This is a genomic window from Bacillus sp. AFS088145 (genome assembly GCF_002564465.1).
Classification (GTDB): Bacteria; Bacillota; Bacilli; order Bacillales; family Bacillaceae_G; genus Gottfriedia.
In genome coordinates this window covers 1-21,441 of the sequence record NZ_NUUX01000048.1, presented here as the reverse complement: position 1 = coordinate 21,441, position 21,441 = coordinate 1, and the positions used below count along the sequence as shown (strand labels likewise).

The 21,441-nt window shown below is 32.2% G+C and carries 26 protein-coding genes and 1 pseudogene; 19 read left to right on the top strand and 8 right to left on the bottom strand.

The window, feature by feature from the left end; all coding sequences use genetic code 11:
• The first annotated feature begins 47 nt into the window (after nucleotides 1–47).
• From COI44_RS22560 to COI44_RS22550, 3 genes are all read left to right on the top strand, one after another.
• Nucleotides 48–1,343 carry an MFS transporter gene (locus COI44_RS22560; RefSeq protein WP_098429891.1) on the top strand — a complete coding sequence of 432 codons (1,296 nt, stop codon included), beginning with the start codon at nucleotides 48–50 and terminating at the stop codon, nucleotides 1,341–1,343.
• A gap of 156 nt (nucleotides 1,344–1,499) precedes the next feature.
• Nucleotides 1,500–1,970: a DUF4825 domain-containing protein gene (locus COI44_RS22555; RefSeq protein ID WP_098429890.1), complete on the top strand. Its 471-nt coding sequence runs from the start codon at nucleotides 1,500–1,502 to the stop codon at nucleotides 1,968–1,970.
• A 99-nt stretch (nucleotides 1,971–2,069) separates the two neighbouring features.
• Complete coding sequence (locus tag COI44_RS22550) at nucleotides 2,070–2,729, top strand: serine/threonine-protein kinase (RefSeq protein WP_098429889.1); 660 nt, start codon at nucleotides 2,070–2,072, stop codon at nucleotides 2,727–2,729.
• Nucleotides 2,730–2,981: 252 nt separating this feature from the next.
• Here COI44_RS22550 and COI44_RS22545 read toward each other — a convergent pair whose 3' ends face one another.
• The 3 genes from COI44_RS22545 to COI44_RS22535 are packed head-to-tail and all read right to left on the bottom strand — an operon-like array spanning nucleotide 2,982 to nucleotide 4,328.
• Entirely contained in the window at nucleotides 2,982–3,515 is a 534-nt protein-coding gene (locus COI44_RS22545) for a permease (protein ID WP_098429888.1), read from the bottom strand.
• Nucleotides 3,512–3,994, bottom strand: a complete 483-nt coding sequence (locus tag COI44_RS22540; protein WP_098429887.1) for a hypothetical protein — start codon at nucleotides 3,992–3,994, stop codon at nucleotides 3,512–3,514. The genes COI44_RS22545 and COI44_RS22540 overlap by 4 nt, the downstream gene beginning before the upstream one ends.
• Nucleotides 3,987–4,328: a PadR family transcriptional regulator gene (locus COI44_RS22535; RefSeq protein WP_098429886.1), complete on the bottom strand. Its 342-nt coding sequence runs from the start codon at nucleotides 4,326–4,328 to the stop codon at nucleotides 3,987–3,989. Before COI44_RS22535 ends, COI44_RS22540 begins: the two co-directional genes overlap by 8 nt.
• Nucleotides 4,329–4,667: 339 nt before the next feature.
• Here COI44_RS22535 and COI44_RS22530 point away from each other — a divergent pair, with 339 nt between their 5' ends.
• The 3 genes from COI44_RS22530 to COI44_RS22520 are packed head-to-tail and all read left to right on the top strand — an operon-like array spanning nucleotide 4,668 to nucleotide 6,215.
• Nucleotides 4,668–5,150, top strand: coding sequence for a DUF2975 domain-containing protein (locus COI44_RS22530; protein WP_098429885.1), 483 nt, complete (start codon nucleotides 4,668–4,670; stop codon nucleotides 5,148–5,150).
• Nucleotides 5,151–5,160: 10 nt separating this feature from the next.
• A complete protein-coding gene (locus COI44_RS22525) occupies nucleotides 5,161–5,394 on the top strand; it encodes a helix-turn-helix domain-containing protein (protein WP_098429884.1) in 234 nt (77 codons plus the stop codon).
• A 38-nt stretch (nucleotides 5,395–5,432) separates the two neighbouring features.
• The gene (locus COI44_RS22520) at nucleotides 5,433–6,215 is read left to right on the top strand and encodes a DUF817 domain-containing protein (RefSeq protein ID WP_098429903.1); all 783 of its coding nucleotides are present in this window, start codon (nucleotides 5,433–5,435) and stop codon (nucleotides 6,213–6,215) included.
• A 113-nt stretch (nucleotides 6,216–6,328) separates the two neighbouring features.
• Here the strand turns inward: COI44_RS22520 and COI44_RS22515 are convergent, their stop codons facing one another.
• On the bottom strand, nucleotides 6,329–6,511 hold the full coding sequence (locus COI44_RS22515; RefSeq protein WP_069034392.1) for a hypothetical protein: 183 nt from the start codon (nucleotides 6,509–6,511) through the stop codon (nucleotides 6,329–6,331).
• Between the two features lie 485 nt (nucleotides 6,512–6,996).
• Here COI44_RS22515 and COI44_RS22510 point away from each other — a divergent pair, with 485 nt between their 5' ends.
• The 3 genes from COI44_RS22510 (at nucleotide 6,997) to COI44_RS22500 (ending at nucleotide 9,330) form a co-directional block, all read left to right on the top strand.
• Nucleotides 6,997–7,704, top strand: coding sequence for a hypothetical protein (locus COI44_RS22510; RefSeq protein WP_098429883.1), 708 nt, complete (start codon nucleotides 6,997–6,999; stop codon nucleotides 7,702–7,704).
• Between the two features lie 257 nt (nucleotides 7,705–7,961).
• Nucleotides 7,962–8,390, top strand: coding sequence for a hypothetical protein (locus tag COI44_RS22505; protein ID WP_098429882.1), 429 nt, complete (start codon nucleotides 7,962–7,964; stop codon nucleotides 8,388–8,390).
• A gap of 232 nt (nucleotides 8,391–8,622) precedes the next feature.
• The gene (locus tag COI44_RS22500; RefSeq protein ID WP_098429881.1) at nucleotides 8,623–9,330 is read left to right on the top strand and encodes a DNA alkylation repair protein; all 708 of its coding nucleotides are present in this window, start codon (nucleotides 8,623–8,625) and stop codon (nucleotides 9,328–9,330) included.
• 103 nt (nucleotides 9,331–9,433) lie between these two features.
• On the opposite strand, the gene COI44_RS22495 is transcribed toward COI44_RS22500, so the two are convergent.
• Nucleotides 9,434–10,831: an amino acid permease gene (locus COI44_RS22495; protein ID WP_098429880.1), complete on the bottom strand. Its 1,398-nt coding sequence runs from the start codon at nucleotides 10,829–10,831 to the stop codon at nucleotides 9,434–9,436.
• Between the two features lie 227 nt (nucleotides 10,832–11,058).
• Nucleotides 11,059–12,261 carry a macrolide family glycosyltransferase gene (locus COI44_RS22490; protein ID WP_098429879.1) on the bottom strand — a complete coding sequence of 401 codons (1,203 nt, stop codon included), beginning with the start codon at nucleotides 12,259–12,261 and terminating at the stop codon, nucleotides 11,059–11,061.
• Nucleotides 12,262–12,375: 114 nt separating this feature from the next.
• On the opposite strand from COI44_RS22490, the gene COI44_RS22485 reads away from it, so the two are divergent.
• The 3 genes from COI44_RS22485 (at nucleotide 12,376) to COI44_RS22475 (ending at nucleotide 13,810) form a co-directional block, all read left to right on the top strand.
• A complete protein-coding gene (locus COI44_RS22485; protein WP_098429878.1) occupies nucleotides 12,376–12,909 on the top strand; it encodes a hypothetical protein in 534 nt (177 codons plus the stop codon).
• A 213-nt stretch (nucleotides 12,910–13,122) separates the two neighbouring features.
• Nucleotides 13,123–13,491 carry a hypothetical protein gene (locus COI44_RS22480; RefSeq protein ID WP_142329298.1) on the top strand — a complete coding sequence of 123 codons (369 nt, stop codon included), beginning with the start codon at nucleotides 13,123–13,125 and terminating at the stop codon, nucleotides 13,489–13,491.
• A gap of 118 nt (nucleotides 13,492–13,609) precedes the next feature.
• The gene (locus COI44_RS22475) at nucleotides 13,610–13,810 is read left to right on the top strand and encodes a hypothetical protein (protein ID WP_098429876.1); all 201 of its coding nucleotides are present in this window, start codon (nucleotides 13,610–13,612) and stop codon (nucleotides 13,808–13,810) included.
• A 489-nt stretch (nucleotides 13,811–14,299) separates the two neighbouring features.
• Here COI44_RS22475 and COI44_RS22470 read toward each other — a convergent pair whose 3' ends face one another.
• Nucleotides 14,300–15,058 (bottom strand): L,D-transpeptidase family protein, encoded by a 759-nt coding sequence (locus tag COI44_RS22470; RefSeq protein ID WP_286164054.1) that lies wholly within the window; start codon nucleotides 15,056–15,058, stop codon nucleotides 14,300–14,302.
• Nucleotides 15,059–15,288: 230 nt separating this feature from the next.
• Here COI44_RS22470 and COI44_RS22465 point away from each other — a divergent pair, with 230 nt between their 5' ends.
• The 3 genes from COI44_RS22465 to COI44_RS22455 all read left to right on the top strand — a co-directional run bounded on the left by COI44_RS22465 (nucleotide 15,289) and on the right by COI44_RS22455 (nucleotide 17,048).
• On the top strand, nucleotides 15,289–15,471 hold the full coding sequence (locus COI44_RS22465; RefSeq protein WP_098429875.1) for a hypothetical protein: 183 nt from the start codon (nucleotides 15,289–15,291) through the stop codon (nucleotides 15,469–15,471).
• A 175-nt stretch (nucleotides 15,472–15,646) separates the two neighbouring features.
• Nucleotides 15,647–16,519: a protease HtpX gene (gene htpX / locus COI44_RS22460; protein ID WP_098429874.1), complete on the top strand. Its 873-nt coding sequence runs from the start codon at nucleotides 15,647–15,649 to the stop codon at nucleotides 16,517–16,519.
• 118 nt (nucleotides 16,520–16,637) lie between these two features.
• On the top strand, nucleotides 16,638–17,048 hold the full coding sequence (locus COI44_RS22455; protein WP_098429873.1) for a hypothetical protein: 411 nt from the start codon (nucleotides 16,638–16,640) through the stop codon (nucleotides 17,046–17,048).
• Nucleotides 17,049–17,129: 81 nt separating this feature from the next.
• Here the strand turns inward: COI44_RS22455 and COI44_RS22450 are convergent, their stop codons facing one another.
• A complete protein-coding gene (locus COI44_RS22450; RefSeq protein WP_098429872.1) occupies nucleotides 17,130–18,566 on the bottom strand; it encodes a glycoside hydrolase family 1 protein in 1,437 nt (478 codons plus the stop codon).
• Nucleotides 18,567–18,808: 242 nt separating this feature from the next.
• Here COI44_RS22450 and COI44_RS22445 point away from each other — a divergent pair, with 242 nt between their 5' ends.
• The 4 genes and pseudogenes from COI44_RS22445 to COI44_RS22435 all read left to right on the top strand — a co-directional run.
• Nucleotides 18,809–19,534 carry a MurR/RpiR family transcriptional regulator gene (locus COI44_RS22445; protein WP_098429871.1) on the top strand — a complete coding sequence of 242 codons (726 nt, stop codon included), beginning with the start codon at nucleotides 18,809–18,811 and terminating at the stop codon, nucleotides 19,532–19,534.
• Between the two features lie 271 nt (nucleotides 19,535–19,805).
• Nucleotides 19,806–19,952 (top strand): methyltransferase domain-containing protein, encoded by a 147-nt coding sequence (locus COI44_RS24755; protein WP_286164052.1) that lies wholly within the window; start codon nucleotides 19,806–19,808, stop codon nucleotides 19,950–19,952.
• The gene (locus COI44_RS24750) at nucleotides 19,949–20,425 is read left to right on the top strand and encodes a hypothetical protein (RefSeq protein ID WP_286164051.1); all 477 of its coding nucleotides are present in this window, start codon (nucleotides 19,949–19,951) and stop codon (nucleotides 20,423–20,425) included. The genes COI44_RS24755 and COI44_RS24750 overlap by 4 nt, the downstream gene beginning before the upstream one ends.
• Before the next feature lie 216 nt (nucleotides 20,426–20,641).
• Nucleotides 20,642–21,441, top strand: a pseudogene (locus COI44_RS22435) (hypothetical protein); the annotation flags it as partial.

Sequence of the window (21,441 nt, the reverse complement as noted above, 5' to 3'; positions counted from 1 at the left end):
TTGCAATTATTTTTTTGAAAATCGCACGACTAAAAGTAGGTGTATAAATGAATAATCGAGCGCATAATTTTGCAATGGATTATGTGAATTCAGAGGAAAAACAAAAAATGCTATATAAACGGACACTATTGATGGTTAGCATTTCGCAAATTTTTGGTGGAGCTGGATTAGCTGCCGGAGTTACAGTTGGTGCATTATTAGCTCAACAAATGCTAGGGACAGATGCTTTTACTGGTCTTCCGGCATCCCTTTTTACATTAGGTTCAGCAGGAGCGGCATTAATTGTTGGTAGGCTTTCTCAAAGATTTGGTAGACGAATCGGGCTTGCTGCAGGATTTTTTACAGGTGGACTTGGAGCAATCGGTGTAGTAATTGCGGCAATGACAAACAGTATTATCCTTTTATTTGCATCACTTTTGATTTACGGTGCAGGAACAGCTACCAATTTGCAAGCTAGATATGCAGGAACTGATTTAGCAAATAATAAGCAACGTGCAAAAGCGATTAGTATTGCAATGGTTTCCACAACATTTGGTGCTGTTGCAGGTCCTAACCTAGTAGGCCCTATGGGAAAATTGGCAGTCTCCATTGGCGTGCCAGCACTTGCAGGGCCATTCATTTTATCGGCAACAGCTTTTATTTTGGCCGGCCTTTTTCTTTTCATAATGCTTAATCCAGACCCGTTGATTTTAGCAAAAATAATCGAGTCAAATAAAACACAAAAAGTGGATGTAGTTCATTCCACAGAAATTGAGAATATGAAAGCAAAGAGGGGTATTGCTGTAGGAGCAACGACAATGGTACTGACACAAATTGTTATGGTTGCTATTATGACAATGACACCTATTCACATGAAACATCACGGGCATGGACTAAACGAAGTAGGTATTGTGATTGCGTTCCATATTGGCTCGATGTATCTTCCTTCACTCATTACAGGTATTCTTGTAGATAAAATAGGGCGAACAGCTATGTCAATTGCATCTGGAGCCACTTTATTACTAGCAGGAGTATTAGCCGCATCAGCACCAAGTGATTCGATGATTCTCCTAGTAGTTGCTCTTTCGTTACTAGGATTAGGATGGAATTTTGGACTAATCAGTGGGACTGCTCAAATCGTTGATTCAACAGATTCTACTACACGCGCCAAAACCCAAGGTACTGTGGATGTATTTATCGCACTAGCAGGGGCATCAGGAGGCGCATTGTCTGGTATGATTGTTGCTAATTCAAGTTATGCAACATTATCATTAGCTGGAGGAATCTTATCCTTAATTCTTATACCAGTCGTGATTTGGTCAAGTGGAGGAAAGAAAGAACGTGAACAAGGTCTTCATATGTAAAATGAAATTTAAGATCAAATAGGAGCTGATTAATCAGCTCCTATTTCACAATTTGCACGCTTGTTATGAAGTTTAATATATTTCTTATTAAAATCGTATGTTTATTGTGCTCACGAATTGAACTTGTACTCAATTAAAAAGAGCAAAGGGGTAAATATGAAAAAAATTTTGGGTTATTTCATACTATTAATATTATTAATCAGTTTAACCAGCTGTTCCTTTAACAAAAACACAAATAAGGATATTTTTCATTATAAAAATTCTTATGTCGGTAATAACAGTGCTTTAGGAAGTATTATAAAACAATTACCAAATCATAATGAATTCACCAAAATGTCACTCCAAACAAAAAAGAAGCCTTATGGTATAACGATTGATTATAAGAATTTACCGGCTAATACTAAAAATATCGTAATAAATAATGCAACTTACTTATTTGCATTGATCAAAAACGTAGAATGGATTGTTTTTGATTTTGCTGATCAAAAATATACTGTGACAAGACAACAATTTAATGAATGGTATGGAAAAGATTTAAGTTCTTATACGAATGAAAAGGACCTAGAGGAACTAATCCACACTAATTTAAAAGATAAAAACAAAGTAAATCAGTTATTTAAGAAATAAAATCTTTTATTATTGTTAGCTATTATTAAAGGGATTGGTAAATTCTAATAGGCTAATAGATTGAGAAATAATAGTAAACAGTTATAAAGGGGTAAATGCATGTCTATTTTAACAAATCAATCTGATTTTAAGATTCTAATTGAAAAGGAATTAATTCCGAATGTATACCTCAAGAGTGAACATCCAAATGACCCAATAGTAGTTAAGAATATACCAAAAGGTTGGAAATGCATTGGCTCAGGTAATTATGCTGCCGTTTTTATACATCATTCTGAACCAAATGTGGTTGTTAAAGTTTATGGAAAAGATCTAGATGGTTTAGAAAAAGAAGTTCAAGTCTATAAACAATTAGGAGAGCATCCAGCTTATTCGAAATTGATCCAATTCGGTGAAAAATATCTAGTATTAAAAAGATTAGATGGAATTACCCTATACAACGCCCTTGCAAATGGTGATCGAATTCCTGAGAGTGTGATTAAAGATGTAAATATTGCGCTTAAGTATGCGATAAGTCGTGGGTTAAATCCATACGACGTTCACGGGAAAAATGTGATGATGAAAGATGGTAGGGGGTACGTTGTAGATATATCTGACTTTTACAAAAAAGGAAAGGATGAAAAGTGGGAAGATTTAGTCAAAGCTTACTATAAACTATATAAAAAAACTTTGTATAAAGTACCTATAAAAATACCGTTAAAATTCCTAGATTTTACTAGACACTCGTACAGATTTTACAAAAAATTGAAGAGAAAGTTTTAAGATAGATTACGTTGGGAAATGTTAGTTTAATAGGTTATATAATTGAACATTTCATAAGACTGCAATTGAACCTAAACAAAAGATAGCGGTTTACATTTCAAGAAGACTAGCATACGGGCTAGTCTTCTTGAGTTTGCCTTTATTCATTTAATTTATTGATGTTGAGTATAAATTCGCTCTTCATTTTGTACTCTTTTTTTCACTAAGACCTAATTAAAATAATGACTGTTTTCATTTATTCGTAGTATATACCTATATAGAAATATCTGGGTGATCTTCATAACTTAACAATTGTTTACGATTATAAAACTTCTCAAAAATGATGCCCATTAAATAGTAAAATATTAAGCCAAAACATAAATGAATAAGTGTGAATTTAATACCAAATGAATCAAACTCATAGATAACGACAGGTAGTTTAGCCGTTGTCCAAACGCCTAAAAAGAATACAACATAGCGAATACTCGCTCCTTTTTTCAATAAAAGTACCGCAATCGGAAATGCTAGATTTAAAGGACCGGCTGCAATACCTCCTAGTAGGAGAGCAAACAAAACACCGTAAATACCAGATTTATCTCCCATATATTTAATAAGATTTTCTTTCTCAACCCATTTATCAAGTAAGCCTACAAAAATTAAAACAGGTGGGAGGAGAAAAAACATATTTAATATACTATTTCCAGTTAATTGAATTGCTTTCATTCCAAGGGAGTGGTTTATTAATGTTAGAACGATGAACGCTACTAACAAAATAAAAAAGAAACGATATTTTTTTAATTGACTCATACCATCACCAACCAAATAATATAGGCAAATAAAAGAGACATTAAAAGTCCACTTGCATTACGTGCATATGCAAAACTTCTTCCAAATAATTTTTGTTCCATAGGTAAAGTAATAATTCCTACTGACATTAATGTTGACATTAACACTGCTACTTGTGGGAGGCCAGCACCATTTTGGACTAATGTTTCTCCAAGAGGAAAAACGATAAAACTTGGAATTAGTCCAACAGAACCAATTAATGTAGATAGTATTATTCCTTTTATTCCAGAGTGCTCCCCAATAATTGATGAAATGAGTGTAGGTGTTAATAAGGATAAGGATAGTCCTACAAAAAACATAATCGTTAAAATTTCAGGAAAAATATTACAAAACATTTTCCAAGATTTTAATAGAGCTTCTTTCGTTTTTTTTCGATCCTTTATAAAAGAAATAATAGTAAGGATGATTGCTAAACTGTATAGGATCGAAGCATTAATCATGATTCTTCACCTTCCATACATTGTATCTTTGCAAGAAAAATGTTAAATTCTTAAGCTTTTCTTCAATGTTTATTTGAAATTCTTCCAATTTTTCTTTTCCAACTTCAGTAATTTTATACATCTTAATTGGTTTGTCTTGTTCGGATGTACCTAAATAAGACTCAACAGCACCTTCAGTCTCTAATTGCTTTAGCGTGCGATATAATATGGAACTGTCTATTGGATTGATTGGTAGTTCTTCCTCACACTTCTGCAAAAGCTTCCCTCCATAACTAGCCCCCTCTGTTAAAAACAATAAAAGAAACGCACCGGTATGCCTGCCTGTATGCTTCATAAATAGTAAACCTCCTAAATGCGTAGATTTCATCACAAAGAATAATTTATCACTGTTAATAACAATATACTGTTAAAAACAGTAATATGTTACAAACAGTAAAATTAATCTGTTAATTTATTTCAACTCTAACATTTAAAAAAATTTTGTCTTTCTGAGGATAGATTGGATTTAGATTTCACATGAGCATTTCTTTAGGTGAGAAATGCTTTTTTTCTTTATAAAATATAAGGATAATTTCATAACGATAATAATATAATAAAAAACAACAATAATTTATTGTAAAACGATAAAATATATGATAAATTCAAATTGAAAATAATTTAGTGAGGTGCATTTATGAAACGAGGGTCAACGCTCTTTTTAAAAATAGTAGTGATTCTTATTGGGCTCCCAGTTCTTGCATTGTGTATATTTGTGGTTCCGAAGATTGCAGAATTTGCTGCTGAACTGTATCCGAATATTGCTTTAATGAAATATTTCATTTTTATAGATCTATATGCTGCAGCGATTCCTTTCTATTTTGCTCTTTATCAAGCTTTTAAACTTTTAAGCTACATTGATAAAAACAAAGCTTTCTCGGAATTATCGGTTAACGCTTTAAAGAAAATAAAATTCAGTGCAATCGCAATTAGTGTACTGTATGTACTAGGATTGCCACTATTTTATTTAATTGCTGATATGGATGACGCTCCAGGAATTATCGTTATTGGCATGGTCTTGATTTTTGCTTCATTGGTAATTGCAGTCTTTGCGGCCGTTCTCGAAAGGCTTTTGAAAGAAGCGATTGATATAAAATCAGAAAATGATTTAACGGTCTGAGGTGAAGAAAATGGCAATTATTATCAATATTGACGTGATGTTGGCGAAAAGGAAAATGAGTGTAACCGAGCTTTCAGAAAAGGTTGGGATTACGATGGCGAATCTTTCTATATTGAAAAACGGTAAGGCAAAAGCGATTCGTTTTGCAACTTTAGAAGCGATTTGTAAGGCCTTAGACTGTCAACCTGGAGATATTTTAGAGTACAAAAATGATGAAGTAGATAAAATTAAGAAGGAGAGCTAATTGTGAATTTAATAGTTCAAAAGGCTGAGTCACATTTTATTAGAGCGGTCAAACAACTTGTTCGATTTGGTTGGGAGCAGGCTTTATCATGTATTTTTCCTGTTGTGATTTTTGCCTCTTTAGCTTTTACTAAAATTGTGCCACTTCCATTTCTTCCAAGATATGATTGGCTACTACTCATCTGTATATTGATGCAGTGGCTGATGGTGCGTACTAAGCTTGAAACATTGGATGAATTAAAGGTCATTACACTGTTTCACCTAATTGGCCTTGCACTTGAACTTTTTAAGGTACATATGGGCTCTTGGGCATATCCTGGGGAAGGATACTCTAAACTATTTGGAGTGCCACTATATAGTGGATTTATGTACGCAAGTGTTGCCAGTTATTTATGTCAAGCGTGGAGAAGGTTGAATGTTGAACTAATTAATTGGCCACCATTTTTAGTAGTTGCTTCACTTGCAGCAGCAATTTATTTGAATTTCTTTACTCACCATTTTTGGATGGACGTTCGTTGGTGGTTATCAGGGCTTGTCATAATTGTTTTTTGGAAATCTTGGGTCACTTATGAAATTCATGGGACCAGGTACCGTATGCCAATCGCACTTTCTTTCGTACTAATCGGATTTTTTATATGGATAGCCGAAAATATTGCAACGTTTTTTGGTGCATGGCAATATCCTAATCAGTCGGTTGCATGGAGTTTAGTTCATCTAGGTAAAGTAAGTTCATGGCTCTTATTAGTAATTGTAAGCTTTCTGATTGTTGCTACCTTAAAGCGAGTTAAGGGAAATAATTCAATTAAAAAGAAAGAACACTAAAAAAGTAAAAAAAATAACCTGTATCTAAGATTAACTAGTAATCAGATACAGGTTTATTTAATAATTTGTATCTTTAGTCTATTTTAATAAGATGCCTAAACCTAATATACTGCCTACTTACCGATAAGATTCATAAACCCTTTGTATATTAGGAAAAGGGAGAAAATTAAAATAGCTAAAATACCAATTAAATCTGTTAATGGCTCTACACTTGATAAGAATGTGCCTGCTAAAGGCATTTTGATTAAAGCAAAACCAGCAATAATACTAGCTAACATTAAAAAAATTCTTTCCATTCATTCATCCCTCCATTCAATATATTTTATGTGCAAGTAGAATGTAAGTGCTTTCAAAGACAGCCTTTTATAAAAAATGTGCTTTTGTCACGGAAAATAAGGAATTGTTTTCATATGAATACAATTTGGGAAATTAAGAGGAGTAAGGCGTTTAGGATACTATTTAATCTTTTAATAGAATTAGTTTTTAGTTCTTTTTACATAGATGGTAGTCAAAACTATTTCATTCCGATCATTTAACCACTTTTTAATCTAATCTCCGTTTCACATATTAATCTCTTTGATCTATTAATAGAGATTAATAATAATAGGAGTGAAGAATAATTGAGTTCAAGCATAAACATGATGTATCTTTCCAAGAGTGGAATCTTAGGAGCGGATCTCCCGTCGTTAATAGGAACAACACTTATAGCTGAATCTATGAAAGGCATTTCATTAAAGAAATTGAATACTATTAAAAAAAGACTATTTTTAAGGAGGTTTTAATGAAAAGGGTTAGTCTGTTCAAGCTCTCGTTTATCATATTGCCTTTACTACTTGTCGCTTGTCGTTTCACCCCTTCAGAAAGCCAATCAATAATAGATTGGGTAGATTTTGTTAGAATTAATGGGGTTGAGTACAATGGCATTCAATCAGGAATATTAGCTAATGAAGAATTCATTAATGAAAAAGTAGGGGAAGTTAAATTCAGGGTAGCAGATCATGTTACAAATCCCAGTTATAAAATAAAAGATGGAGATGCAGCATTCCATGAGAAAGGAACGGCCATTTATTCAATCAAGGGTAATCCTGAATTAATTGCCTTAAAAGACAAAACGGCAATAAATGGATATAGAATCTATTTTGCAAAAGGAACAACTGATTATAAGTGGTATTTTAAAGATGTACCAATCGAAAAAGTAGATCTGATTGAAATCTACCAATCTTATTCACCTAGCGCGAAAAAGATATCTGAGATTAAAGACAAAGATAAGATAGTTAACTTTCTAGCTATCTTAAAGAATAGTAAGGATGATTCTAATTTTCAACCAAACAATGATCATACAGATTCTACTCGCTATGAAATTGTACTGTATACAGATGAACCAATCGCTTATAAGTATACGATTGAATTTGACGGAGCTAACTACTACTGGTATCCGTGGGATACTTCAATTTTGTCAAATGAGATTGGAAAATTTATACCAAAGTAGTGTTTTAAACCATTTCTAAATAACAAAAATTAACTCGCTAATTATTATAGCGAGTTTTTGCTTAATCTAACTACATAGGACAAAACTCAAATCAATTATGTGAAATCCGACCGAAATCTAGTCATCGAAAACCAACTAGTAAAATATGTGAAAGATAGATGAAACTAGAACATTTTTTATATTAAACTACCTTTAAAAATGGTAAAATATGGTTATGACATATTAGAAAGCGGATCTTTTTTACGGAGGGGCTATAATTGAGAAAGCCATATATATTTTTGATATGCCTAGCAATCCTAGCTTTATGCTTAGGTGGATTTTATTTTGAAAAAATGAAGTATACCAAAGCAAAAAATGAAATATTGATTGGTTACAACTACACAAAATTTGGGGAAAATATAATCAAATGTAAACCAGTAAAAGTAGCAAAACAAGCAAAATTAAATCAATTAGAAGAAATATTTTTATTTAGTAAAAAAGTAGAAAAACCAATTGTTGATTTAGCTAAATATGATATTCAGTTATCATTCAGAAGTCCAATAGATGAAACAGTTGAATATAGTTCATTACTTTGGTTCACAAAAAGTGGTGCGGTCATAAAAATTAATGGATTTAACGGATATCGAAGCGTTGGTATTGAGAATGCCAAATCAATAAAAAATATCATAAATTATATAGAGTTGTAATGATTAAATAATGTTTTAAAAAATGAGTTGTTATGGCAACTTATTTTTTTAAGGTTATAAGGAAGAATTGGTTGGATAAGTAGTAGTAGAAGAAATGATATAATAGTGCATGGTAAATGTTCTATTTATTTTGAATTTGTAAATTCTTTTTGTGCTAATTTAGAGTTGCTTGAAAAAAATTTTGATAAAAGGAAACAATGTATTGGAATGTAAAGTAAGGGAGTGTAAAACGGTGGAATTGGAAACAGTTATGCAGGAACTAGAAGCATTAGGTAAAGAACGGACAAAAAAGACATACATAAGTAACGGGGCACATGAGCCACTATTTGGAGTGGCAACAGGGGCAATGAAGCCGATTGCTAAGAAAATTAAAATGGATCAGCAATTAGCGAATCAATTATATGCAACAGGAAATTACGATGCGATGTATTTTGCGGGGATGATTGCAGAGCCTTTGAAAATGACTGAAGAAGACTTTGAAAGTTGGATTGATGGAGCTTATTTCTATATGCTTTCAGACTATGTAGTTGCGGTTACTTTAGCTGAAGCTGATATTGCGCAAGAGGTAGCCGATAAATGGATTGCTAGCGGAGACGAACTTAAAATGTCAGCTGGTTGGAGCTGTTACTGTTGGCTTTTGGGGAATCGCTCGGATACTGAATTTGACGCAAACAAAATTTCATATCTGCTTGACCAGGTGAAAGATACAATCCATGAATCTCCTGAACGAACAAAATCTGCAATGAATAATTTTATTTATACAGTAGCCATTTCATATTTACCTCAACATGAAAAAGCGGTTGAAACTGCAAAAGCCATTGGACCAGTCGAAATGAAAAAGGACAAGAAAAAAAGCACCATTTTACTTTGCTTTGAAAAAATTCAAAAAGATTTAGATAAAGGTTTATTAGGATTTAAGCGTAAACATGTAAGGTGTTAAAGTATAACATTCGTTTTTTAATTGATGCTATAGGTGCAATGGGCATCATTTTTTAAATTGTTAATAGAAAAAGCTGAATCATTATTTCGATTCAGCTTTTTCTTTAATATTGATATGACTTTTTTCTATTTTTGAAAATAAAAAAGTAGCTTAAAAAGATAATGAGAATTAAACCTAAACTAATAAAGACTCCCATTCTTTGAGTTGCGTGAACTAATCCACCTGAGACCCCCACTAGTATTAATAAAATGCCTAAGTAAGAAGTGAAGGGGTAACCGAACATTTTAAAATGATCATTTTTATCTCTTTCTTTTCTTAGTTTAATTTGTGATGATAAGATTGTTGTCCAATTCAAAATCATCATAACGCCTGCTGCAGTTGTTATATATTCATATATTTTTCCTGGTAGAATAAAAGAAAATATTAAAGAAATAGCTACTGCAAACCCCGTTAGAAATAATGCCTTTAAAGCAGTTCCTCGCTTGTCCCTGTTTGCTATTCTCCTAGGTGCCTCACCATCTTCCGCTAATGAAACCATAATGTTAGTTACTGAGAAAAGAGATCCCACCATAGTTGATAAGGCAGCGCTAATAATAATTAAGTTGAAAAAGGAATCGATATAAGGAAAATGAAAAACCGATAGAGCTGAAACGAAAGGACTTTTTGATGCGTTAATCTTTGACCAAGGTACCATCATTAATACAAAGAAAATAGATGAAATATACACAGCAACTAGTGCAATGAGCATTCCTATTCCCGCTTTTGGAATATCTTCTCTATTTTTCAATTCAGATGAAGCGATTCCAATTATTTCTATGCCTCCAAAAGAAAAAAATACAAATATTAAAGCCGACCACATTCCTTTCATTCCGGTTGCTAAAAATGGGTGAATACTGTTTAATCCTTTTACTGAATTAGTTTCTGGGGTAATAATTTGGGTTATTAATAATACCCCAAATAAAATAAAGATAACTAAAGTAGATAATTTTATTATGGCGAAAAGCGATTCTATTTTCCCGAAATTTTTTACTCCTAAAAGATTAATAGCGAATGCAATAATGACAAAGAAAACTGTAAAAATCCAAAGAGGAACATTCGGGAACCAAAATTTGGCAAAGGTGCCAAGTGCTACAGCTTCACTGGAGATTATAAATACACCAGATAACCAATACATCCAGCCAGATACAAATCCCATCGAATTGCCAAATGCTTTTTTCGCGTATGTTCTAAAAGAGCCTGGCTCTGGATCGGCTACTGTCATTTCCGCAAGTGCACTAAATACAAAAAAGGAAGTGATTCCTCCAATAATATAATTGAGCAATATTGCTGGACCTGCTATTTGGATCGATAAACCAGTACCTAAAAAGAATCCAGCCCCAATGATCGAACCAATTCCGATCAAAGAAAGCTGCCACCAAGAAAGTTTAGATGTTTTTCCTTTTTCAAGATTAGCCTTTTTTTTGTCAAGTACTGCCTGCTTTATCGAATGTTTATTATCCATTTAAGGTCTCCTTAATTTTATTCAATACTAGTTATACATTCCCCATTTGTATAAAATTAAATCGGTTATTTTAGAATTATTTCTAAATATTAGAATGTCAGTGCCAGTCTATCATTGGTTAGAAATCGTATCTTTTCTATAGTTGAATAAAAATGAGAGCCAAACATCGGCTCTCATTTTACTCTTTAGAAGACTAGAAAAGAAAGGAATAGGAAGATGAAAAGGTGTTACTTAGCATTTTTATAAAATTGGAAGATCTCATTAACAGCTTGATGATAGCCTCCCGCTTCTCGAAAAGATTTCTTTATGTTGTCGATTGCTTTTTTGTAAGACGAGTTATTATTTAACACATTTTCCGCGGCTTCACGTAGTTGTATTGGTGTTAAATTTTGTGATTGTAATTGCAAACCTGCACCAATCTTGGCTATTTGCTCTGCAATCATTGGCTGATCAGCGTTCTGTGGGATTGCGATTAATGGAACACCATAATAGAGACCCTCGCTTGTGCTATTCATTCCACCATGAGTTATAAATAATTTAGTATATTTTAGTACTTCGGTCTGTGGAACATATTGTTTTACAATAAAGTTTGAAGGAATAACCCCTAAATCATCTAGATTGGTATGTTTACCAATCGACATTACGACTGAGTGTTCACTATTTCCAAATGCTTCAAAACATAACTTATAAAAATCAATTGAGCGGTTAAAAACAGTTCCCAGAGAAATATATATAGGATTTTTACTTTTAATGGTAGAAAGGTCAAAAGGATCCTGTTGTATTCGTGAACCGATAGATGGGCCGACAAATTTGTATGTATGATTAAAGGCTTCCCCATCAGGTTGGAAGGCTCTAGTTGTATATACGATTGTTAATGGGGTAGGATTACAAAAAACTTCAAAATATGAATTGATCTCTACACCATATTTTTTCATAATATTTAATGACAGTTTCTTAAATTCATCATTAATCGGTTTAATTATCTCTTCAGGAATATTCTTTGACTGCTTTTCCAACATTTTATCGAATGTTTCTTTTGTCTCTGCAAAAGAAGTACAAGAACTGATTGCGGGAAGATTAAGAATTTGAGCAATTAAACGTCCACAACCAAACATTGAATCGTGTATGATGTAATCGAAATGCTCTCCTTTAATCTGTTCAAGAACACTAGGTATTACGATTTCTGCTGTATGTAATAGACCATTGATTCTTTCTAGCAAATGAGTACGACCACCTGAGAGAAAAGCTTTAATAAATTTTTGTTCATCAATTGTGCACATTGTAGCTCCAGTCTTTTCAATTCGTTCTCGAAAAGACTCTATCGAAAAGTAGACAACCTCTTCACCTCGTGAAATAAGCTCTTCTACAATTGCAATAGTAGGATTGATATGCCCTTCTGAGCCTCCATTTATAAATAAAACACGTGCCATTCCAAACACTCCTTGGTTCAATGTATTCCTATTTAAATGAAAATTGAATAAGCTTAACTAAATAACATTGTATAATGTTAAAGTAAAAAATGAAAATATTGGAGGTGATTTTTCGTGAAGGAACAATTAATTAAATTAACAAATACAGAAGACCTCGTTGAAATTTATAATGATTTAGGGGATGTTGATATATGTGCTGTTGCAAAGGTTCTTTATGTATCAGATGACTATGTAATTTTAGCTAATATTACTCCAAATGGAATGTACGATGGCTTTTCATTAATGAAAACAGACACTATTTTTCAAATTAATATAGATTCTCGCTATCTACGAAAAATAAAAAAACTATATTTAACTAAGAAACAAACCCATATGAAGCTTGAAATGGAAAATAAAAATTTAATGGAAGGTATTCTTGATTTTGCTTATCAAAATAAATTTTTAATTTTAGTAGAATTATTGGAAAGAGCTAACGTGCAAGGTATCATTAAATGTAAAGTAGATGATATCCTCGTTTTATCGGTCATAAACCAATATGGTCAATACGATGGAGAATCAATATTCAAGATAGAAGATATCACCTCAATGAATATAGATGATGAAGAAAGAAATTGTATAAAATTACTAGATTTTGATAATCGAGAATAAAGATAGAATATCTATTAATTTTTGTATATCAAATGCCGCCTTCTATTAAATAATTAATTTTAAAAATTTAAAATGGTTGGAGTATATGAAAAAGGATTTCCAAAATAATAGATAGTTTATAGTTTTATTTTTATAGGAAGTGAAAAAATGTTAACATATTTTTCTATGCTCATAGCAGGATTGTTTTTGATAGTAGGAGCAGTTTTTATATTTATGCCAATGTTTATTGATCGAGTCTATTCGTTGGTAAATATCAGTAAAAGTATTGGATGTTTATTACTTGGTGTTTTACTTTTAGCGTTTACTCTTCCAAGTCTTAAGTATGTTGTATTTAAACAATATGATGTTGTAAGCGGTAGATGTGTTATAGAAATTGATAGTTCAAGCCGTACTTCTGAAGCAGATTTTGATATGCAAGATACAGATGAAATATTTACTTTCAGAGATTTTCCTAAACTGGATGCTTATGGGAGATCAGTTCCATATTATTGTAAGGTGACAGTTACAAAAGATCATAATTTTGAAGTTAGTTATAAAATATATGATAGTAAAACAAGAAAATTAATTTTGGCAAGTGAATAGTTTATTTAAGAAAGCTACTTTTAAACTACTTGGAAAAGAGAGTTCAAAAAAGTAAAAGGTAATTGTGAGCCCATTATTGAGTTTAAATTAAATAATAAAAATGTAAAAGGAGATAATGATGAAACAATTAATTTCTGCTTTGTATATTTTGTTTGGATTATTAATAGTAACATTAACCTACTTTTCTAATTTTTCTGGTCCAAAATATCTTACAAATATAGGTTGGTTTCTTATTGTAATAGGAATTATTTATCCATTTTATAGTCGTGTTGTGAATTATTTTAAGCTTGAATTTGAAGATGAAAAAAATAGTATATGACTAATACAAAAAAGCTTATTTGGATTGGAATAGTACCATGCATGGAAATCCAGTTTTCAGCACAATACTGTTTCAATATATAGAACACCTCAAATACACAAATAGCAATATTTATAGTATTTATTGTCTTTTTTGTGAGATTTTATTTCAATAGAAATGTATAATGAAAGGGATCTTCTAATTTTAGAAGACTTTTTTTATATGGGTGAATTGTTAAGCCACATCAACACTTTTATGAATCTCTTAATCAAATTGTATCTAGTTTTGTTCAATTGATTTAGGATATTAATATTGAAGAGTATAGCAATTATATCGAAAAGTTTAGTTTCTTCTACATCAAGGGTGAATCAACGAAATTCATTGGAGCTAATGGACCATATTATAAACTGGTTAAAAATAAAAAAAGCTAAGGTTTAGTGATTAGGTTTTAGGGAAAAAAGATTACTAGAAATAAAAAAATAGAGGAAGATCCTCTATTAATAGTCGAACTTATAAACCGCCAAGTGCTTTAATCGTTGCAGGTCCTACGATTCCATCTACTTTTAAATGCCGGTCTTTTTGAAATTTGCGCACGGCTTGGTCTGTATTGTTTCCAAAGATACCATCGATGCCTTTTGTACTATATCCGAGTGATGTAAGCTTTTGTTGAAGTTTTTTAACTGTATCTCCACGATTTCCCTTTTTTAACACAGTTCCAGTTGGGATTACAGCATTTGAACCACCACTACTACTTGTTACTTTGTATCCATTTGAATTTGCAATTGAGTCAAATGATTTACTTGAAGTTATAATGACTACAGGTGTGCTCAATTTTACTCTATCAAAAAGCCATTCTACTTCATTATCATACATTCTAACACAGCCGTGACTGACGTATTTTCCAATCGAACTTGGATTATTGTTACCGTGGATGGCATATGTAGTTCCCCATGTACCACGAGCATTTAATCCAAGCCAACGGTTTCCGAGTGGATTTCTTGGATCTCCGCCAGGAATATGACCTGTATAGTAAGGTCTATTCACAATCTTATTTACAATTTTAAACTTACCTTCTGGCGTTAGAGTTGGACTTTTACCAGTGGCAACTTTAAAAACTTTGTAGAGTTTACCATTTTCATAATAAGCTAGTCGATTTGTTGATTTATTAATTATAATGAATTGAGATGTAGCTGCCTGGCTAGGTTTAATACCAATACCCACAAACATAAGACAGGTTAAAATTAAAACAGCAAGCCATTTTCTGATCAATACGGTCCCTCCCAAATCATATTCTAAAAGTCTTAATCAATTAATCCTATGATTGTAGAAGTTGTCCATTTGTCATTTTTTTCTAATATGCTTAAAATAACTAAAGAAGATGACATTTGTAATGCGTTTTCATAGTTCTTTTGGTTTGTATAATTTGGACGGAAAAATGGAATATAGTACTATTGGCTTAAAAAGGGGGATAGTATATTAAAAGTAGTGGAGGTGAAAAGATGAAAATTAATCATTATATGCTCCAACTATCATTACTAATCATCATTATTTTTGGTGGGACTTTTATTCTTCATTTAATTAAAACTGGTGAGCTTTTAATAGATCAAATTCTTGGATTTTCAGTAGGGATCTTAATCCTATTCTTTACTTTAATTTGGAGAAAATCTAGCAAACTTTCATAAGTCATAAAATTTGAGAAATCTAATATAACAAATTTCGAGTTTTATAGTAGAATGAATGAATATAAGTTTAAGAAATTTATTGTGTTCTTGGATTGTATAAGAAATTAGGCTCTATATTTAAAAATATAAGTTAAATATAATAGTCTTTCAAGTATATAGTTAGGGAGGAACGATTTTGTTTAAACGTATTTCTTTCTTTATTTTTGTTAATATTTTAGTGTTAATTACAATTACAACGATTACAACATTATTAGGTGTACCACGTTATATTGGTAATGGGGGATACTGGGTACTGCTTGCATTTAGTGTAATTGCAGGTTTTAGTGGAGCGATTATTTCATTGTTATTCTCACGTATAATGGCCAAATGGGTTATGGGTGTAAAATTAATTGATCCTCGTTCTTCACAAATTGATCGATTAAATTTTGTACTAGAAGAGACTTATCGTTTAGCAAAACTTGCTGGTTTAAAGAAGATGCCACAGGTGGGCGTATATGATTCAGTTGAAGTCAATGCTTTTGCTACAGGACCTAGTAAAAGACGATCTTTAGTAGCTGTTTCTAGTGGAATGATCGAGACAATGGATCGACCAGCGATTAGTGGTGTTCTAGCACACGAAATTGCCCATATAAAAAGTGGAGATATGGTTACTACGACATTATTACAAGGTATAATTAACACTTTTGTCATTTTCTTCTCCCGTTTAGTTGCAAAAATTGTTTCTAATTTTGTAAGAGAAGAGTTATCTTATGTAGTTTATTTTCTTTGTTCAGTAGTATTTGAGATTGTATTTAGTATTTTAAGTAGTCCAATTATTTTCTGGCATTCAAGAAATAGGGAGTTTAAGGCAGACAGGTATGCAGCAGAACTTGGTGGAAAAGATAACATGATTCATGCTTTAGAATCATTAAGTCGAAATATAAGATTAGTTGATGATCGTCAAAAATCGATTGCAGCTTTTAAAATTAGCGGAAAAGAGAAATTCGCAAGATTATTCTCAACGCATCCACCATTAGAAAAACGAATCGAACGTTTAAAATCATTATAGAAGTTAAAGGCTTTTTACATTTAACGATGTAAAAAGCCTTTTTTTGTATTAAATTGAAAGAAGGATTTCATTTAGTTTTAGGGAATATAGATACTAAAAAGATGAGGTGTACTTTAATTTGGAGAGAGATAAAATTGAAAAATTGAAGACAGCAGGAATAATTTTAGGTACCTTTGTTATAACCCTCGGAATTATCATATCTATATCTATTATTAATTTTAATCACGCTAAAGCACATCCCATTATTATCAAAATTCCTAAATCAGAAAGAATAATTACTCTTGTTAATAAAGAAGAATTAATGACCGTAGATTCAAATTTAAAAACTAATGTTTGTGAAGTTATCGATCTTCCAAAAACAGATAATAAAAACCAGTATCAAATTGTTTGCGATGATTCTGAGAAATACGGATTTACTGAAAAAGAAATAAAAGACAAAAATTCTCACCCTGCCTTGAAAGTCGGTGATACAGTTTACTTAACAATTTATAAAGATGGTAAATTAATGGTGAGAATAGAAAATGAATAAGGGTTGAAATCCCCAAAAATGTAGTTGATTTATAATATGAAGAAAGGAACTTCAAATTAGCTGAAGTTCCTTTCTGTTTAATTAAAGTTTTTCTCCATTTGAAGCAATGACATCTTTGTACCAGAAAAATGACTTTTTCTTCTTTCGTTCTAATGTTCCACTACCGTCATCATGTTTATCGACATAAATGAAACCATAACGTTTTGAGAACTCACCTGATGATGCACTAACAAGATCAATACAACCCCAGCTAGTATAACCCATCAATTTTACGCCATCTTGCATTGCTTCTCCCATAGCATTAATATGCTCACGTAAATAATCAATTCGATAATAATCATTAATTGATCCATCTTCTTCGACTTTGTCATATGCACCTAGGCCGTTTTCAACAACAAATAACGGCACTTGGTAACGATCATACAATTGATTTAAACTAATTCGTAAACCTTCTGGATCAATTTCCCAGCCCCAGTCACTTGCTTTTAGGAAAGGGTTTTTAACTCCGCCAATCAGATTTCCTTGTGAGCTTTCTAAGTCTGATTTATCCTTTTTCTCTGTTCTAGACATATAATAACTGAAGCCAATATAGTCAACAGTGCCTTCTTTAATTAATTCTAGATCCCCATCTTGCATTTCAATCTTAATTTTGTTTTCCTTAAAGAAGCGATTAATAAATGTCGGATATTCGCCACGAACCTGAACGTCTGCACAGAAGTAATTAAAAAAGCGCTCTTCTTCAAGGGCATACATTACGTTTTTTGGATTCGAATCAAATGAATAAACCGGAGCATATAAAATCATACATCCAATTTGAGAATCTGGAATGATTTCATGACATGCTTTGACAGCAATACTACTTGCAACAAATTGATGATGAAACGCCTGAAATGTTGGTTGGTATTTATCTTTTTCTTCTTTTATAGAAAAACCAAGGCCCATAATTGGCATAATTAATCCACTATTAATTTCATTAAAAGTCATCCAATATTTTACTTTGTTTTTATAACGATTGAAGATTGCGTTGACATATCTTTCAAAGAAGGTTACTACTTCTCGATTTCTCCAACCGCCATATTGTTTTACAAGATTTACTGGCATTTCATAGTGTGAAATTGTAACAACTGGTTCAATGCTATATTTGTGTAGTTCGTCAAAAACACGGTCATAGAAAGCCAAACCATCTTCATTTGCTTCTAATTCATTTCCATTTGGAAAGATTCTTGTCCAAGCAATTGACATTCGGAAAACTTTAAAACCCATTTCCGCAAATAAAGCAATATCTTCTTTATATCGGTGATAGAAGTCGATTCCTTCATGGTTAGGATAATTATACTTCGAACGATCAATCTCAAAATTAAATCCAGGTGACTGTAAAATGTTCAGTCTTTCCTTTCCGCCTGGAAGAACATCGGCTATATTTAAACCTTTATTTCCTTCATAAAATCCGCCTTCCATTTGATTAGCAGCAGTAGCGCCACCCCATAAAAAATCTTTAGGAAACTTAAACTGATTCATTTTTTTACCTCCTAAGTTCTTTTTAGTTGTTTACATAAATCCATATTTTTAATTAATGAGAATATAAACGAATCATAACGTTAACGGAGTTGTTAGTAAATAAGTGAATGGAATCTAGTTTCTATTCACAAAAGTAAATAATTGTTTCATGAATGTAACGCTGTGTTTTTTATTTTGTATGTTAAGATAATAAATAGATTAAATATAATTAGGAGCTAGTTATAAAAGGAGAACTATATAACATGTTTTCAAATGAACAAATCGCATCTTTTAATGAGTTAGAGTTATCTTTATATAATTACATTTCGCAAAATATGGAAAAAGTCGCTTATATGCGTATACGTGAAATTGCAGATGAAACCCATGTTTCAACTTCAACAATCTTACGTTTTTGTAGAAAACTAAATTGCGACGGTTTTTCTGAATTTAAAGTAAAGTTAAAAATGTATTTGGAAGAGGAGAAACGAACCTTCGTTAAAAGCTCTCAACATACGCTAGTGGAATTTTTTGAGAGATCTTTAAAAGGGGATTTAGAAGATAAAGTGAAAGAGGCTGCTATTGAAATAAACAAAGCTGAAAATGTAATTTTTATTGGAATAGGTAGTTCAGGTATTCTTGCTGAATACGGCTCGAGGTACTTTTCAAGTTTAGGAAAATTTTCACTTTATATAAAAGACCCACATTTTCCGATTCATTCTAAATTAACAAAAAATAGTATAGCAATCGCTTTGTCAGTCTCCGGTGAAACTATTTTCACAGTAAATCATCTGAATTTACTTAAACAAGAAGGGTGTAAAATTATTAGTATAACGAACAACAAATTGTCAACAATAGCAAAAATTTCTGACCTAAATATTCCTTATTATGTAACAGAAGAGTATTTTGAAGAAGCAAATATTACTACTCAAGTTCCAGTGGTCTATATAATTGAATCAATAGCGCGAGAAATTTATCGAATTAATCAATAAGTCAAATGGTTTATGAATATTTTTACTTTTATAAGAAGGGATTTATCCAGATGTGAGGAATGTTATTTATTCTGATAAAGAATAAAGGAGTATTAATATTTATGAAATTAATCGATCCCACATTACATAAAGATTGGGTAACACCACATTACCACATTCAAAAAGGTGGTATGAACAAATAGGCAAGTTATATGGGGAATACACATATCCTTGGAATTCAACAATTTCAGAGCCGAATGGGGAGTTAATTTTTAATAATGAAGTATTTGAAATGATTAATAATAAAACTGTTTTAGATGTAGGGTGTGGACATGGAGAATTTACAATTAAATGTAGTGAAAAAGCAAAAGAAATTGTAGGATTTGATCTTGCAAATGATTTTATTAAAAGTGGAAATGAATCCAAAAAACAAATGTGAATTTTGTAGTTGGCAGCACAAAAAATGGATTACCTTTTGAATCGGAGGAGTTTGATTGTGCATATAACCGAAAAGGACCTACATCAGCTTATCAAGAACTTAAAAGAGTAGTAAAAAAAGGAGGCACAATCCTAGGGCTTCATCCTGGTGATGATTTAGGAACTGAATTGCCTAAATTATTTCCTAATCTTTTTGAATCAATTAATAGTGAGAACCCAATTTTAAAAACGATAAAACAAAGAGTTGAATTAAGTAAGTTTGAAAGTGTAGAAATACAAGTTATTAATAGTTTTGAATTTTTACATACGCCACTGGATGTTTTAATACTAAGATGCTTCGGCCAAAAACAATCGCTAATTAAAGATATAATAGAAAATAATTTCTTAGAAGTAAAACGAATATTTGAACAAAATGCAACTAATGAAGGATTGCCGATTACTTTTTCGCGTTACATCCTTAGAGCGCAGGTTTAATTTTATTTAAGAGGATAAAGATATCCTCTTTTTTTTGAGTTTTAAACTATAAAAATATCTATCTTTATTCCATATTTTTCTATGTAAAAAATTACCATTTATTTTATAAACATATAAACTATTCAAATTTTAATGTAAAAACATAGATTATATTGGTATGGAAAATGGACAAGAATTTATTACCAAATCGCTACTCTAGTAAGAAAAGGTGATAATTTGGGAAAAGACAACAAAGAAAATAAAAAATCTTGTAATTGTAAAGATTGCAAATGTAAGAAATGTAAGAATTGTGAGTGTAAAAATTGTAAGAAATTTAAATGTAAGAACTGCGAGTGTAAAGAATATAAGAAATGCAAATGTAAGGACTGTAAATGTAAAGATTCAAAAGAATGTTACTGTTGTGATAAATGTTGTAGAGGACCTAGAGGGAAAAAAGGTAAAACTGGTCCCCAAGGGCCGACTGGAGCAACTGGTATTGGGATAACGGGAACAACGGGTGTAACAGGAGCAAAAGGAGCAACAGGATCCACTGGAACGACAGGTTCAACTGGATCAACGGGAGCAACCGGGGTAACCGGACCAATAGGAGTAACTGGCTCAACAGGCCCAACCGGGGCAACCGGAACGACAGGAACCGGAGTAACGGGAGTAACCGGATTAACAGGAACAACCGGAGCGACAGGCCCAACCGGGGCAACCGGAACGACAGGAGCAACAGGAGTAACGGGAACAACAGGAGTAACGGGAGTAACAGGAGCAACAGGAGTAACGGGAGCAACAGGAGTAACAGGAGCAACCGGAGTAACGGGAGTAGCGGGAGCAACAGGAGTAACAGGCTCAACGGGAGTAACCGGAGCGACAGGAGCAACAGGAGTAACGGGAGCGACAGGGACAACGGGAGTAACCGGAGCAACCGGAGTAACGGGAGTAACGGGAATAACCGGGGCGACAGGAGAAACAGGAGCAACCGGAACAACAGGATTAACTGGAACAACCGGAGTAACAGGATCAACGGG

Coding starts and splice junctions, on each gene's coding strand:
- COI44_RS22560 (WP_098429891.1), top strand. CDS start 48: ATGAATAATCGAGCGCATAATTTTGCAATGGATTATGTGAATTCAGAG.
- COI44_RS22555 (WP_098429890.1), top strand. CDS start 1,500: ATGAAAAAAATTTTGGGTTATTTCATACTATTAATATTATTAATCAGT.
- COI44_RS22550 (WP_098429889.1), top strand. CDS start 2,070: ATGTCTATTTTAACAAATCAATCTGATTTTAAGATTCTAATTGAAAAG.
- COI44_RS22545 (WP_098429888.1), bottom strand. CDS start 3,515: ATGAGTCAATTAAAAAAATATCGTTTCTTTTTTATTTTGTTAGTAGCG.
- COI44_RS22540 (WP_098429887.1), bottom strand. CDS start 3,994: ATGATTAATGCTTCGATCCTATACAGTTTAGCAATCATCCTTACTATT.
- COI44_RS22535 (WP_098429886.1), bottom strand. CDS start 4,328: ATGAAGCATACAGGCAGGCATACCGGTGCGTTTCTTTTATTGTTTTTA.
- COI44_RS22530 (WP_098429885.1), top strand. CDS start 4,668: ATGAAACGAGGGTCAACGCTCTTTTTAAAAATAGTAGTGATTCTTATT.
- COI44_RS22525 (WP_098429884.1), top strand. CDS start 5,161: ATGGCAATTATTATCAATATTGACGTGATGTTGGCGAAAAGGAAAATG.
- COI44_RS22515 (WP_069034392.1), bottom strand. CDS start 6,511: ATGGAAAGAATTTTTTTAATGTTAGCTAGTATTATTGCTGGTTTTGCT.
- COI44_RS22510 (WP_098429883.1), top strand. CDS start 6,997: ATGAAAAGGGTTAGTCTGTTCAAGCTCTCGTTTATCATATTGCCTTTA.
- COI44_RS22495 (WP_098429880.1), bottom strand. CDS start 10,831: ATGGATAATAAACATTCGATAAAGCAGGCAGTACTTGACAAAAAAAAG.
- COI44_RS22490 (WP_098429879.1), bottom strand. CDS start 12,261: ATGGCACGTGTTTTATTTATAAATGGAGGCTCAGAAGGGCATATCAAT.
- COI44_RS22480 (WP_142329298.1), top strand. CDS start 13,123: ATGCCAATGTTTATTGATCGAGTCTATTCGTTGGTAAATATCAGTAAA.
- COI44_RS22475 (WP_098429876.1), top strand. CDS start 13,610: ATGAAACAATTAATTTCTGCTTTGTATATTTTGTTTGGATTATTAATA.
- COI44_RS22465 (WP_098429875.1), top strand. CDS start 15,289: ATGAAAATTAATCATTATATGCTCCAACTATCATTACTAATCATCATT.
- COI44_RS22450 (WP_098429872.1), bottom strand. CDS start 18,566: ATGAATCAGTTTAAGTTTCCTAAAGATTTTTTATGGGGTGGCGCTACT.
- COI44_RS22445 (WP_098429871.1), top strand. CDS start 18,809: ATGTTTTCAAATGAACAAATCGCATCTTTTAATGAGTTAGAGTTATCT.
- COI44_RS24755 (WP_286164052.1), top strand. CDS start 19,806: ATGATTAATAATAAAACTGTTTTAGATGTAGGGTGTGGACATGGAGAA.